General features: G+C 63.4%; 10 protein-coding genes. 9 read left to right on the top strand and 1 reads right to left on the bottom strand.

Annotated features, from left to right (window positions below):
• Nucleotides 1-73: 73 nt before the first annotated feature.
• The 9 genes from NKG59_RS01220 (at nucleotide 74) to fdhD (ending at nucleotide 12189) form a co-directional block, all read left to right on the top strand.
• The gene (locus tag NKG59_RS01220) at nucleotides 74-475 is read left to right on the top strand and encodes a MerR family transcriptional regulator (RefSeq protein ID WP_253534517.1); all 402 of its coding nucleotides are present in this window, start codon (nucleotides 74-76) and stop codon (nucleotides 473-475) included.
• 156 nt (nucleotides 476-631) lie between these two features.
• The gene (locus NKG59_RS01225; protein ID WP_253534519.1) at nucleotides 632-2002 is read left to right on the top strand and encodes a TolC family protein; all 1371 of its coding nucleotides are present in this window, start codon (nucleotides 632-634) and stop codon (nucleotides 2000-2002) included.
• Between the two features lie 4 nt (nucleotides 2003-2006).
• Nucleotides 2007-3152 (top strand): efflux RND transporter periplasmic adaptor subunit, encoded by a 1146-nt coding sequence (locus tag NKG59_RS01230; protein WP_253534521.1) that lies wholly within the window; start codon nucleotides 2007-2009, stop codon nucleotides 3150-3152.
• Nucleotides 3153-3154: 2 nt separating this feature from the next.
• Nucleotides 3155-6250 (top strand): efflux RND transporter permease subunit, encoded by a 3096-nt coding sequence (locus NKG59_RS01235; protein WP_253534523.1) that lies wholly within the window; start codon nucleotides 3155-3157, stop codon nucleotides 6248-6250.
• A gap of 90 nt (nucleotides 6251-6340) precedes the next feature.
• Nucleotides 6341-6817, top strand: a complete 477-nt coding sequence (locus tag NKG59_RS01240; protein WP_253534525.1) for an Hpt domain-containing protein — start codon at nucleotides 6341-6343, stop codon at nucleotides 6815-6817.
• 290 nt (nucleotides 6818-7107) lie between these two features.
• Entirely contained in the window at nucleotides 7108-8763 is a 1656-nt protein-coding gene (locus tag NKG59_RS01245; RefSeq protein WP_253534528.1) for an OFA family MFS transporter, read from the top strand.
• 29 nt (nucleotides 8764-8792) lie between these two features.
• Nucleotides 8793-11132 (top strand): FdhF/YdeP family oxidoreductase, encoded by a 2340-nt coding sequence (locus tag NKG59_RS01250; protein WP_253534530.1) that lies wholly within the window; start codon nucleotides 8793-8795, stop codon nucleotides 11130-11132.
• Nucleotides 11132-11377: a MarR family transcriptional regulator gene (locus tag NKG59_RS01255; protein WP_253534532.1), complete on the top strand. Its 246-nt coding sequence runs from the start codon at nucleotides 11132-11134 to the stop codon at nucleotides 11375-11377. Before NKG59_RS01250 ends, NKG59_RS01255 begins: the two co-directional genes overlap by 1 nt.
• Complete coding sequence (gene fdhD / locus NKG59_RS01260; RefSeq protein ID WP_253534534.1) at nucleotides 11374-12189, top strand: formate dehydrogenase accessory sulfurtransferase FdhD; 816 nt, start codon at nucleotides 11374-11376, stop codon at nucleotides 12187-12189. Before NKG59_RS01255 ends, fdhD begins: the two co-directional genes overlap by 4 nt.
• Nucleotides 12190-12207: 18 nt before the next feature.
• Here the strand turns inward: fdhD and NKG59_RS01265 are convergent, their stop codons facing one another.
• The gene (locus NKG59_RS01265; protein WP_253534535.1) at nucleotides 12208-14103 is read right to left on the bottom strand and encodes a potassium transporter Kup; all 1896 of its coding nucleotides are present in this window, start codon (nucleotides 14101-14103) and stop codon (nucleotides 12208-12210) included.
• Between the last annotated feature and the right edge of the window lie 338 nt (nucleotides 14104-14441).

Consider the following 14441-nt stretch of genomic DNA (forward strand, 5'->3'; position numbering starts at 1 on the left):
AGGAGTCGCCACGGTAAAGCCTGGTGTACGCTCCAAGGTCAAGCCCTCGGCCGCCTCACTCTTCCAAGCCACCATGCCTGTTGCACTTCCCGCTTCCGCTCCCAACGCGCGTACCGGCGACCTTTCCATCGGCGATCTGGCCGCCGCCACTGGCGTCTCGCGGGACGGCCTGCGCTTTTACGAAGCACGAGGCCTGATCCGAGCTCGTCGCCGCAGTAACGGCTACCGCGCCTACCCGCCCGAAACCGTCGAACTCGTGAACTACGTGCGCACGGCTCAGCAACTGGGCTTCACGCTGGCAGAAATTGGCGAAGGGATGGCGCAGGTGTGGCAGCAACCCGACATCGATGCCGCCGTTACGGCGCTACTGCGGGAGAAACTTACCGCCATCGATGTGCGCATCGCCAGCTTGCAGGCCACGCGTGATGCACTCGCTGCCCGCGTCGGGATGCCATGCCCGCTTGCACCGACCTGAGACTCCGCCACGTTTCGTCATATGACTGTCGCAGACTCCCGCCGCAGGGCGGGTTTGGCGCGTTTCCCCCACGCCCTGGCGGCTTGCTGAGTCGTGAAAGGCGCTTGAAAGTTCGCGTCGGTAAAAACGCTCCCGTCTCAAGGGGAGTCTGCTGCAGTGAAACATCGGGGTGCGTTCCATCCACAGGCAAGGGCCGTGCTGTGCGCGGTGGCCTGCCTGCCAATTGCCGCTGCCTGGGCAGCCACGCCAGCACCGGCGCCGGCTGCGGCCAGCATGCCGGTGGCGACCATGCCGCCGATCAAGCCTTCCGTGCCGGGCGTGACGGGCGCCGGCTTCAACCTGGTCGAGCTGCTGCAAGAACTGAAGGGCAACAACCCGCAGTTGATCCAGGCGCGCCATAACTACCTGTCGGCCAAGTCGATCCCACCGCAACTTGCCGCGCCCAATAACCCGCAACTCGGCTACATCTGGAACAGCATTCCTAAGGGGTTTCCGCTGGCGGTCAACCGCGCGGGCGGCAGCCAGTACAACCTGACGCAGCAGATCCCGTTTCCGGGCAAGAAGGCGCTGGCAGCCGAGATTGCCGATCGCCAGGCGGAATCGCTGAACGCGCAAAACGACGCGCTGTACCTGCAGCTCTACGCTCAGCTTTCCACCACGTATTACCAAGCGATCGCGCTGCAGAAACAGATCGATGTACAGAAGCTGGCCATCACGCGCCTGGAGCAGGTCAAGCAGATCACGCGTGTGCGCTACGCCAACAACGCCGCTGCGTACGCCGACTTCCTCAACGCGCAGGTCATGCAGAGCAGCGCGCAGAACGACCTGTTTGCCGCACAGCGTCAGTACGACAGCACGCTTCAGACCCTCAACACGCTCATCGGCAAGGAGCCGAGCTTCCCGCTTGTGCTGCGCGCCGACGACGAGTCCGTACACCTGCCGGAAGAGCCGCTGCCCGAGCTGGAAAACCAGGCGCTGCGCGAGCACCCGTCGATCAAGGCGTCGGCAGACTTGATGGACGCCGCACGCAAGAGCGTGACGCTCGCTCGCAAGGCCTACCTGCCCGACTTCCAGGTCATCGCCACCGTTACGACGGACAACCCGCCGTATGGCGTGCGCCCGAACAGCTACCAGCTCGAGCTGGATGTGATCATTCCGTTCTGGTTCTTGGCCAAAGAGAAGTACGGCGTCAATCAGGCGGTGGAAAGTCAGATTGCCACCGAGGCGAATGACGTGTCGGTGCGCCAGCAGACGTTATTGGCCGTCGATACCGCCTACAACACGCTGCGCCAGACGCTTGCCCAACTTGACTTCAACAAGCAGCGGCAACTGCCGCAGGCGCTGGCGGCCTATCGCGTGACGATGACCAACTACGCCAGCAACAACGCTGATTTCAACGACCTGCTCACCGCCCAGGGCGCGCTCAGGAACGCCGAACTGTCGGTCGCCCAGGCTCAGGCCACAGCCTTGCAGGCCTATCACGCGCTGCTCGCGGCCACGGGTCGCTCGCCGGTTCAAGCTCAATAACATCATGAAGAAGTTCTCTCCCGTTGTTGCAGTCATCGCCTTGGCCGCAGCCCTGGCTGTTGGTGTGGTGGTCGGACGCAAATGGCCCGCCGCTTCACCGGCCGAGACCGCAAAGCCCGCTGCCCCCGCATCCGCTCCTGCAGCCACGCCGCGCGCGAAGCCGGATTCCGTGGAAATTCCGGCCGGCGGCTTCGACCCGCAGCAGGTGAAGGTTGCGCAGGTCAGTCAGCTTTCAGTGCCGGTGGAGCTCTCCACGCCCGGCAAGCTCGCCTATAACGCCGAGCGCACCAAGCTGGCATCGGCGCGCGTGGCTGGGCGGCTGGACCAGATTCTCCTGTTCGAAGGTGCGCTGGTGCGTGAGGGCCAACCGATTGCGCAGCTCTACTCGCCAGACTTCATCTCGGCACAGAAGGAATACCTGCTGGCGCTGAATACCGCCCGCCAGCTCAAGGGTTCCAACATGAAGGATCTGCAGGACGATGCAGACGCCACCGTGCAGTCCGCCGCAGGCCGCCTGCATGTGCTGGGCATGTCCGATGCCGATGTCGCGCAGATTGCCAAGCGCGGCACGCCGGCTGAACACCTGACGCTGCGCGCGCCCATCTCTGGCACGATCGTCAAGCGCAACATGGACCCAGGCGCCTTCCTGAACGTGGGCGACTCGTTCATGAGCATCGTCGATACGCGTGTGCTGTGGTTCACGGGCAATGTGTATGAGAACGACATTGCCAGCGTGCACATCGGCCAGCCGATCTCGCTGCACACGGCGGCGTATCCGGACCGCGAGTTCACCGGCCGTGTGAGCTTCATTGCCCCGAACATCGACCCGGCAACGCACACCTTAACGGTGCGCTGCGACGTGCCCAACACCGATGGCCTGCTGCGCCCCGAGATGTACGCCACGGCGCGCATCCAGACGGGCAGCGGCCAGGCCACGGTGGTGCCGAAGGCCGCCCTGGTGAAAGACCACGGCAGCTACTACGTGATCGTGCAGAGCGACGCCACGCACTTCAAGCGCGTGGAAGTGCACGGCAAGGACACCGGCACCGACGGCAACTTTGCCGTGACGGCCGGGCTTGAGGCTTCGTCGCAGGTGGTCGTGCGCGGCGCCGCGCTGCTCAACGAGATGATCGTCAAGGCGGGGGCGTAGGCATGGGCTTCAACCCCATCGCGGGCATTCTCAAGCGGCGGCTGCTGATTGTTTTCCTGGCGATCGCGCTGCTGGTGGCGGGCGTGTTGGCGTTCCGCGAGCTGCCGCTGCAGGCGTATCCGGGCGTGGCGCCGTTGTCGGTGCAGGCCATCACGCAATGGCCGGGCCGCAGCACGACCGAAGTCGAACAGCAGATCACCATCCCGATTGAAAATGCGCTGGCCGGCGTGCCGGATGTGCAGTCGTTCCGCTCGGTATCGCTGTTCGGGCTGTCGGTGGTGACACTCAAGTTCAAGGAAGGCACCGACAGCTTCAAGGCGCGGCAGAACTTCTCGCAATATGTGGCGGCAGCCAATCTGCCGACCGGTGTGCAGCCGTCGCTGAGCCCGGACTCGGATGCAACGGGCGAGATCATGCGCTTTCGCCTCGTGGGCGACGGCGTAGACCTCACCACGCTCAAGAGCTACCAGGACTACGACATCACCAAAGAGCTGAAGCACGTGCAGGGCGTGGCCGATGTCAGCTCCTTCGGCGGCAAGGTGAAGGAGTATCACATCGTGCCTTCGCCGGCGAAGCTGCAGTCGTACGGCATCACACTGTCGCAGCTCATCACGGCCATCGGCAACGCCAACAACAACACGGGCGGCAACCTGTTGCGCGACGGCGAGCAACAGTTCGTCGTGCGCGGCGTGGGCCTGCTGCAGACGGTTGACGATATCCGCAACGTGGTGGTGGCCGCCAACAACGGCGTGCCGGTGCGCGTGCGCGATATTGCCGAGGTGGAAGTCGGCAACGTGCAGCGTCTGGGCCAAGTGCAATACAACGATCAGCCCGACGTGGTGGAAGGCATCGTGCTGCTCAAGCGCGACGCCAACGCCAGCGAGGTGCTGGCCAAGGTGCGCGAAAAGGTAACGGAGCTGAACAACGGCATCCTGCCCAAGAGCGTCCAGATCAAGCCGTTCTACGACCGCCAGGTGCTGCTCGACATCACCATGGGCACGGTTGAACACACGCTGGTGGTCGGCATCTCGCTGGTGCTGGCGGTGTTGTTCGTCTTCCTGGGCAACTTCCGTGCGGCGGCTGTGGTGGCGGCGGTGATTCCGCTGGCGCTGTGCGTGTCGTTCATCAGCATGGAGCATTTCCATGTGCCGGCCAATTTGATCTCGCTTGGGGCGATCGACTTTGGGGTGATTGTCGACGCGGCCGTGATCGTGATGGAAAACATCATGCGGCACCTGGAAGAAGGTGCCGAGAAGCTGGATGACGCCATCGTCAAGGCCACCAGCGAAGTGCAGCGCGCGATGATTTTCTCCACGGGCATCATCATCGTGGCGTATTCGCCGCTGTTCTTCATCGGCGGCGTGGAAGGCATCATCTTCAAGCCGATGGCGTTCACGATGGGCTTTGCGCTGATGGCGTCGATCGTGCTGAGCCTGACGTTCGTGCCGGCCACCACGTCGTTCGTGTTCGGCAAGACGCTGCATCCGCATTCGCCAGCGTTTATTACGGCGATTCTGCGCTGGTATAAGCCGCTGCTGCGCAAGCTGATTGCACGCCCGATGGCGGTCTTTGCTACCGCCATCACAGCGCTCGTTCTGGCGCTGTACAGCGCCACGTTCCTCGGTACGGAGTTCCTCCCGACGCTGGAAGAAAACAACCTGTGGCTGCGCATTACGTTGCCCAACACGGTCGACCTGGACTACTCGTCGTCAGTGGCCAACGACCTGCGCGCGTACTTCGTCAAGCAGCCGGAGATCAACCAGGTTTCGGTGCAGATCGGCCGCCCCGATGACGGCACCGATTCCACCGGCGTGTTCAACCAGGAATACGGTCTGTACTTCGCGCCGCCTGACCAATGGCCGGCCGGTATGACGAAGGCGAAGCTTGTCGAGCGCCTGTCCAAGCGCCTGGAAAAGATTCCCGGCATCGAATACAACTTCTCGCAATACATCCAGGACAACGTGGATGAAGCGCTCTCGGGCGTGAAGGGCGAGAACTCGGTCAAGCTGTTCGGCAACGACCTGAATGTGCTCGAAGCCAAGGCCAATGAAATCCAGGCGCAACTCAAGAAGGTGCCAGGGCTGGTGGACGTTGGCATCTTCCGCGAACTGGGCCAGCCGACGCTGAACGTTTCCATCGACCGCCAGGCCGCTGCGCGCTTCAACATCAACGTGAGCGACGTGCAGAACCTCGTGCAGTACGCCATTGGCGGGGCGCCGGTCACGCAAATCCTGGAGGGCGAAAAATCGTTCGGCCTGGCGGTGCGATTGAACCAGCAAGCACGTGCGTCGTACGACGCCATCCGCGAGCTGCTGATCGATACGCCCGATGGCCAGCACATCCCGCTGTCGATGATCGCCAAGGTGGAAATGACCGACGGCCCATTCTTCATCTACCGTGAACTCGGCAAGCGCTACATCGCCATCAAGTTCGGCGTGCGCGGCCGTGACTTGGGCAGCGCCGTGGACGAAGCACAGCGCGTGGTGGGCGACGGCGTGCAGTTGCCCGAGGGCTACACCGTCAAGTGGGATGGCCAGTTCAACGAGATGAAGGTCGCCCAGAGCAAGCTGATGGTGATCGTGCCGTTGACGATTCTCGTGATCTTCCTGCTGCTGTACAGCACGTTCGGCAACTTCAAGGATGCGCTGATGGTGGTGCTGAATGTGCCGTTTGCCGCCATCGGGGGGCTGCTGGCGCTGCATATCGCGCACGAAACGCTATCAATTTCAGCGGGGATTGGCTTCCTGTCGTTGTTCGGCATCGCCATCCAGGACGGGGTGATCCTGATCTCGTACGTCAATCGTCTGGCGCAATCTGAAAACGTGCGCGAAGCCACCGTGGACGGCGCCGCACTGCGCCTGCGCCCTGTGATCATGACGGCCATGCTGGCGGGCCTGGGCTTGTTGCCGGCGGCGCTGTCGCACAGCATCGGCTCGGAAGCGCAGCGCCCGCTGGCGCTGGTGATCGTCGGCGGCATGGTCACCACGACGATTCTCACGCTGCTGGTGCTGCCGGTGGTCTTCACGTGGGCGCACCGTCATCGCCGGCCGCCCTCGCGCGATTCGGACGTCAATCCGACTGCGGCCATGCTGCCTTAAGCCGCGTGCGTTGAAGGCGCAACGGGCGCATCGCTTTGCCAGCGGTGTGCCCGTTTTTATTTGGACTGACACCAGAATCGGACCAATCTCATGGTTGCGCGTAGCCGAGGCGAGCAGAGTGCGCCTCTGATTCTCATCGCACGCGTCGCCACCATGCTCCCCACGCCCAACGTAGCCCCAAGCGTCGTCGCCCAGTTCCCGCCGCAGGTCGTCGCCACACTCATCGAGCTGTTTGGCAATGATCTGCAGCAATGGCGTTTTATTGTCGATCTATTCTGCGAGACGGCAGAACAGGATCTCGCCAACCTGGCGAACGCCATCCGCGGCGGCGAAGATGCGCAGATCGTGGAAGCGGCGCATCGCATCGTCGGTTCCGCGCGCATGCTGGGGCATCAGCCGATTGGCGACGCTGCCCGTCGCATCGAGCGCGCTGCGCAAAGCATCGGGCCCTATCAGCAGCGAGCGCAAGAAATGCAATCCGCCCTCGCCTGCCTGCGCGCCTTGGCCGATGAATTCCGCCAGCAGGCCAATGACTGTCCCTGGCCAAACGCGGCGGTGGCGGGCTAACGGCGCGCCGCGCTCCACAAGCCATCGGTTGCGGAGAAGCGTCACCCTGGGCCCAATCAAGTTATGTTTTTTCAAACATAAACTAATTGATTAGGCTGCAAATTGCGTGATTCGCAATACAACGGGTGATTACAACTATTGATCTAGGACACGCTACCCCACTATCTTTCGCGGGCAACGTCGGCGCACTCCAACTGCAGCCGCCTGGCACGCGCCGGCCATGACCGGCACGGCCGCACCGTTTCACCACGTACGTCACAACACGGGCTCAACTTATCCGGGGGGATTCGATGTCCGAAGCAGTCCTGCATCCATTTTTTTCGCGCGAGCGCACCGTCGCCGCGGTTGGCTTCAACCGCTGGCTGGTTCCGCCTGCTGCATTGGCCATCCATCTGTGCATTGGCATGGCCTATGGTTTCTCCGTCTTCTGGCTGCCGCTTGGCCGCGCGCTTGGCATCACCAAGCCGCTCACCTGCGGCGCCGATGTCTCGCTGATCGCCGAGCTGTTCACCACCACCTGTGATTGGCGCGTGTCCAGCCTGGGCTGGATGTTCACGCTGTTCTTCGTTTTCCTGGGCGCATCCGCAGCCATGTGGGGCGGTTGGCTCGAGCGCGTCGGCCCGCGCAAGGCTGGCGTCGTGTCGGCCGTGTGCTGGTGCGGCGGGCTGTTGATTTCCGCGCTTGGCATCCAGATGCACCAACTTTGGCTGCTGTGGGTGGGCTCTGGTGTGATCGGCGGCATCGGCCTGGGGCTGGGCTACATCTCCCCCGTGTCGACGCTGATCAAGTGGTTTCCGGACAAGCGCGGCATGGCGACCGGCATGGCCATCATGGGCTTTGGCGGCGGCGCGATGATCGGCGCCCCGCTGGCTGACCGCCTGATGAAGTTGTTTGCCACGCCCGAATCGGTGGGCGTGTCGCAAACGTTTATTGTGCTGGCCGGCATCTACTTCGTGTTCATGATGGCCGGTGCGCTGGGTTACCGCGTGCCGCCCACGGGCTGGAAACCGGCCGGCTGGACCCCCTCGCCCACCAGGGCGAAAGACACGATGGTCACGCAACGCCACGTGCACGCAAACGAAGCGCTGAAGACGCCGCAGTTCTGGCTGATCTGGGCCGTGCTATGCCTGAACGTGTCGGCCGGTATTGGTGTGCTGGGCATGGCTTCGCCGCTGCTGCAGGAAGTGTTTGGCGGCAAGCTGCTGGGCGTGACGACGTCGTTCATGGACCTGACCGCCGCGCAAAAGGGACAGATCGCGGCCATCGCTGCGGGCTTCACGGGTCTGCTGAGCCTGTTCAACATCGGTGGCCGTTTCTTCTGGGCATCGCTGTCGGATCGCCTGGGCCGCAAGATGACGTACGCCGTCTTCTTCGTGCTTGGCTTCGTGCTGTACGCCTCGATTCCGTGGACGTCGCACACGGGCAATATCGCCCTGTTCGCACTGGCCTTTTGCGTGATCCTGTCGATGTACGGCGGCGGTTTTGCGACCGTGCCGGCCTATCTGGCTGACATGTTCGGCACGCAGATGGTGGGCGCCATTCACGGCCGCCTGCTCACGGCATGGTCGACGGCCGGCATTCTGGGCCCCGTGCTGGTGAACTACCTGCGCGAATACCAGATCGCCCATGGCGTGGAACGCGCAGCCGTGTACGACATCACGATGATGATCCTGGCCGGCCTGCTGATCCTCGGCTTCATCTGCAACCTGCTGGTGCGCCCGGTCAACGCAAAGCACTTCATGACCGAAGCGCAACTCGACGAGCAGCGTCACGCTGCTGCAACAAAGAGCCCGACGCCGTCGGTTGCCTCGCCGGAAACGTCGCTGGAATGGAAAGCGCATCCGGGCTCTGCCGTGGCCGTGGTGGTGGCCTGGGCCGCCGTGGGCCTGCCGTTGGGCTGGGGGGTTTGGATTACACTCCAAAAAGCTGCCGTTCTGTTCTCCTAAATACGTGATTTAAAGCCGCCCCGCCACCCATGAAGCACCAGAAGATCGAGTTCTACCGTCATCCGGCCGGTGGCTGGGGCGCGCTTAAAAGCGTTGCGCATCAACTGCTGTCGCAGGGCATCGCGGCCAAGGGCGCCAAGACGATGCTGTCGGCCAACCAGCCCGACGGCTTCGACTGCCCCGGCTGCGCCTGGCCTGACCGCGACCACGCCTCCACGTTTGAATTTTGCGAGAACGGCGTCAAGGCCGTGGCCGCTGAGGCTACATCCCGCCGCACCACGCCGGAATTCTTCGCACAGCACACCGTGCGGGAGTTGGCCGACTGGTCCGACTACGCCCTCGAAGACCAAGGGCGCCTGACGCACCCGATGGTCTACGACGCGGCCAGCGACAAATACGTCCCGATCGAATGGGATGCCGCCTTCGCGCTGATCGCGCAGCACCTGCGCGCGCTGCCCGATCCGAACCAGGCGATCTTCTACACCTCCGGCCGCACCAGCAATGAGGCGGCCTTCCTCTACCAGTTGTTCGTGCGCGCCTACGGCACGAACAATTTCCCCGACTGCTCCAACATGTGCCACGAGCCTTCCGGCACGGGCATGCGGGGCAGCATCGGCGTTGGCAAGGGCACCGTCACGCTCGACGATTTCACCAAGGCTGACGCCATCTTCATCTTCGGGCAGAACCCGGGGACAAATCACCCGCGCATGCTCGGTGAGCTGCGCGAGGCGTCCAAGCGCGGCGCCAAGATTGTTTCGTTCAACCCGCTGCGCGAGCGCGGGCTGGAGCGCTTTGCCGATCCGCAAAGCAAGATCGAGATGCTGACGCTGGGCTCCACGCGCATCAGCACGGAGTACCACCAGGTGCGCATCGGCGGCGACCTGGCCACCGTCAAAGGCATCATCAAACACGTGATCGAACGTGACGACGTGGCACGCAGCCGCGGAGAGCCCGCCATCATCGACCACGCCTTCATCGCCCAGCACACCGGCGGCTATGATGCCTTCGCCGCCGACGTGCGCGCGGAATCGTGGGCGACCATCGAAGCAGAATCGGGCCTGCCGGAGAACGAAATCCGCCAGGCTGGCGACACGTACATCAAGGCCGGCAGCGTCATCGCCTGCTGGGGCATGGGCATTACGCAGCACAAGCATTCGGTCGCGACGATCCAGATGATCGTCAACCTGTTGCTCCTGCGGGGCAACATCGGCCGCCCGGGCGCCGGCGCGTGCCCGGTGCGCGGCCACAGCAACGTGCAGGGCGACCGGACGATGGGCATCTACGAAAAGCCCGCCCCTGCGTTTCTGGATCGGCTTGAAAAGGTCTTCGGCATCCAGGTGCCGCGCGAACATGGCTACGACACCGTCGGCGCCATTGAGGCGATGCAGCAAGGCGCCGCGCGCGTGTTCTTCGCCATGGGCGGTAACTTTGCGGCGGCCACGCCGGACACCGCCGCCACGTGGGCCGGCCTGCGCCAGTGCGACCTGACCGTGCACGTGACCACCAAGCTCAACCGCAGCCACATCGTGCACGGCAAGGCCGCGCTGATCCTGCCGTGCCTGGGCCGCACCGAAGTCGACCAACAGGCCGGCGGCACGCAAGGCGTGACGGTGGAAGATTCGATGAGCATGGTGCACATGTCGGCGGGCATCAATCCGCCGGCCTCGGCGCATCTGCTGTCGGAGCCGGCCATCGTGGCGCGGCTGGCGGAAGCCACGTTGCCCGAGAGCACGATCCCGTGGCGCTGGCTGGTGGAAGACTACGACCGCATCCGCGAGCGCATTGAAGCCGTGTTCGACGACTTTGCCGGCTTCAACGAGAAGATTCGCGTGCCGGGCGGCTTCCGCCTGCGCAACACCGCATCCGAACGTGTGTGGAGCACGCCGTCGGGCAAGGCGGAATTCCACACGCACGCCGTGCCGACCGACACGCCCGTCCACCGCGCCCGCGAGCGCCATGCGGACACGACGGTCTTCACGCTGGCCACGGTGCGATCGCACGATCAGTACAACACCACCATCTATGGCATGGACGACCGCTACCGCGGCGTGTTCGGCCAGCGCCGCGTGGTCTTCATCAACAAGGAAGACCTGCACACGATCCGCATGAAGGACGGCGAGTGGGTCGACATGGTGACGCTCTCCGAAGACGGCAACACGCGCCGCGCCGATGGCTTCCGCCTTGTGGCGTACGACATTCCGCGCGGCTGCTTGGCGGCGTATTACCCCGAGACGAATCCGCTGGTGCCGCTGTCTTCCGTGGCTGACCAGGCCCGCACGCCGACGTCCAAGTCGATTCCGGTGATGCTGGTGCCGAGCCAGGCCGAGCGCACCGCAGAGTCCCAAGCGGCCACCACGGCAGAAGCCTGATGTCTACCGAGCCGGCGTGGTCTGCGCTGCAACTGGCGCTGCTGGCCGCATTGCGCGAGACCGACGCCGCCAAGCCGGTCTCGCTACCCTGGCTGACCAAGCGCGTAGGCGAGCGCGCCAGCACGGTGCTACGCGCGCTGCATCCGCTGGCTGACGCGGGCCTGCTGCGCGTCGCCATGGACGACACACGCTGGCTCATCGTGCTGCTCGACGCCGGCCGCGTTCTGCCCGATCTCACTGCATGACTTTTCTGCCCCGCCACCCCGCCGGAATGCCCGTCGTTTCGACAACCGCGACAAAACGCACGCGCACCGGCACGCAAGAAGACGCCTCCACCGCTGTCGCCGATGAAGCGCCGGTCGCGCTTGTCTTCAACGGCATCACGCATGCGGTGATGATGGCGTCGCCAGCCGACCTGGAAGACTTTGCATTGGGCTTTGCGCTGTCCGAAGGCATCATCGACAGTCGCGCCGATTGGCGTGGCGCAGACGTGGAAACGCACCCGCATGGGCTTGAAGTGCATGCGGAAATCGCTTCGCATTGCTTCGTGCGGCTGAAGGAACGCCGCCGCGCGCTGGCCGGCCCAACCGGCTGCGGCCTGTGTGGCATTGAAAGCCTGCAGACCTTTGAAGATGCACCGACCCCGCTAGTCCCGCCCACGTGGATGGCGTCATTGACCGACGCACAAGTGCTGGACGCCATGCAGGCGATGACGGCGCATCAACCTGCCAACGCGCTCACGGGCGGCTTGCATGCCGCGGGCTGGGTACCTGCGGACGGCAACGCGCCGCTGCATGTGCTGGAAGACGTGGGCCGTCACAACGCGCTGGACAAGCTGATCGGCCGACTGGCCCGGATCGGCATCCACCCCTCAGACGGGTTCATCGTCATGACAAGCCGCGCGAGCTTCGAACTGGCGCGCAAGTGCGTACAGGTGCAGGTGCCGCTGCTGGCGACAATCTCCGCGCCGTCCTCGCTGGCGATTCGCCACGCCAAGGCCGGACAGCTGACACTGCTGGCGTTCTGCCGGGGCGAGAGCGTGACGCGGTTTGCGTAGCGCACAGCACGCCCGAGGCTAAATCTCCACCTTGCTCCCCAGCTCGACCAGTCGGTTGGCGGGAATCCGGAAGAAGTCCGACGGCTTGGCGCTGTTGTGTTGCATCCAGGCAAACAGCGATTCGCGCCACATCGCCATGCCGGGCAGCGGCGACGGCACCACCGTGGCGCGCGTAATGAAGAACGAGGTTTCCATATCTTCAAAAACGATGCCCAGTCGCTCACCCACGTTACGGACGATCTCGTCCACCGCCGGTGTTTCCTTGAAGCCGAAATCGACCACGGCCGTGTGGATGTCGTCGCCAATGGTTTTGATAACCAGGCGCTTGGCTGGGTCCACATACGGCACGGCCAGCGTGCGGAAGTGGATGAACAGCACGCGCTTGTGCAGCACGTGGTTGTGCTTGAGGTTGTGCAGCAACGCCAAGGGCACGAAATCCATGCTCGGCGTGAGATACACGGCCGTGCCGTCCACACGATACGGTGGATGGCGCAGCAGCCCTTCCATGAATGGTTCGAGCGGAATGCCACCTTCCACATTGCGCGCCTTCAACAGCTGCGTGCCCGAGTGCCACGTCACCATCAGGAAGAAGATCAAGCCACCCAGCAGCAGCGGAAACCAGCCACCCGCGGCAATCTTCAGCAGGTTGGCGGAAAAGAAGGACAAATCCACCGCCAGGAAAACCGTGCCGATGCAGGCCACCAGCCACAGGCGCCACTTCCAGGCGTTACGCATGACGACCGTGACTAGACCCGTCGTGAGCACCATGGTGGTCGTTACCGCAATACCGTAGGCCGCAGCAAGGTTGTCGGACTTGCCGAAAGCCAACACCACCGCTACCACCAGCACCAAAAGCATGTAGTTGACCACCGGCACGTAGATCTGGCCGATCTCCACATCCGACGTGTAGAGAATCTTCATGCGCGGCGCATAGCCCAGATGCACCGCCTGCGCCGTCATCGAAAATGCACCTGAGATGACTGCCTGCGACGCAATGACGGTGGCCACCGTGGCCAATACCACCATCGGACCCACTGCCCAGTTCGGCATCAACAGGAAGAACGGGTTCTGCACGGCGCTCGGCTCGCGCAGCAGCAAGGCGCCCTGGCCAAAGTAGTTCAGCAACAGGCACGGCATGGCAATGTAGAACCACGCATAGCGGATCGGGCGCACGCCAAAGTGGCCCATGTCGGCGTATAGCGCCTCAGCGCCGGTCAGCGCCAGAAACACCGAGCCGAACACGATGAACGCCAGCACCGTATGCCGGAATCCGAACTCGATGGCGTACACAGGGCTCAGTGCCACCAATATCTGCGGCGACTTCGCCACCGAAACCACCCCCATCAGCCCCAGCAGCAGGAACCAGAGCACCATGATTGGCCCGAACAGGCGCCCCACCACGTGCGTGCCCTGCTTCTGGATCAAAAACAGGGCGATCAGCACGATCAGCGCCAAAGGCAACACCCACTTCTGCAGCGCGGGCGCCATGATCTCCATGCCCTCAATGGCGGAGAGCACCGAAATGGCGGGTGTGATGACGGCATCGCCGTAGAACATGGCGGCCCCCAGCAGGCCGAGCAGCATCAACGTGCGTGTGAACCGGGCGCCTCCCCTGCTTGCGCGCATGGCTAGCGCCGTCAGGGCGAGGATGCCACCTTCGCCGTTGTTGTCCGCGCGCATAACGAACAACACGTATTTGACGGACACCACCAGCGTCATCGCCCAGAACAGCATCGACAGGATGCCGAAGACGGTCTGATCGGAAAACGGAACCCCATGCTCGGGGTTGAAGCATTCCTTTAGCGCGTACAGGGGGCTGGTGCCGATGTCCCCGAAAACCACGCCGATTGCGCCAATCATGGTGGCCATCAACGCGGGATTTTTTTTGGTTTTACTGGCTGCGGCGGTCGTCATGGATAGGCTGCGACTGGAACGACGGGGGCGCACGCAATTTTCGTGCACCGTCTGCGGCGCTGGCTTTACGGGGCGAGCCGAGTGCGGCAGAAGCCACTAAAGCTTAGGTGAAAACGCGCGGTTTTGCGCCGGTGTTTGCACCGATGGCAAGCCTGCGCCAACCCTGCTGAGCGGCTGAAAACAACATGTCCACCGGGTCTAAGCAAAAAGCTTAAAAAAACAGACTTTGACGGGGAGACGCGCCAAGCATATATTCACCAAACGATCGTTTGGCCGGTTCGGCCGGGTCTGCCAGCTGTGTTTGTATTTGGCCGGCGGCCGATCGATTTCTCAACTTC

The sequence above is a fragment of the Ralstonia chuxiongensis genome (assembly GCF_024158925.1).
Taxonomy (GTDB): domain Bacteria; phylum Pseudomonadota; class Gammaproteobacteria; order Burkholderiales; family Burkholderiaceae; genus Ralstonia; species Ralstonia chuxiongensis.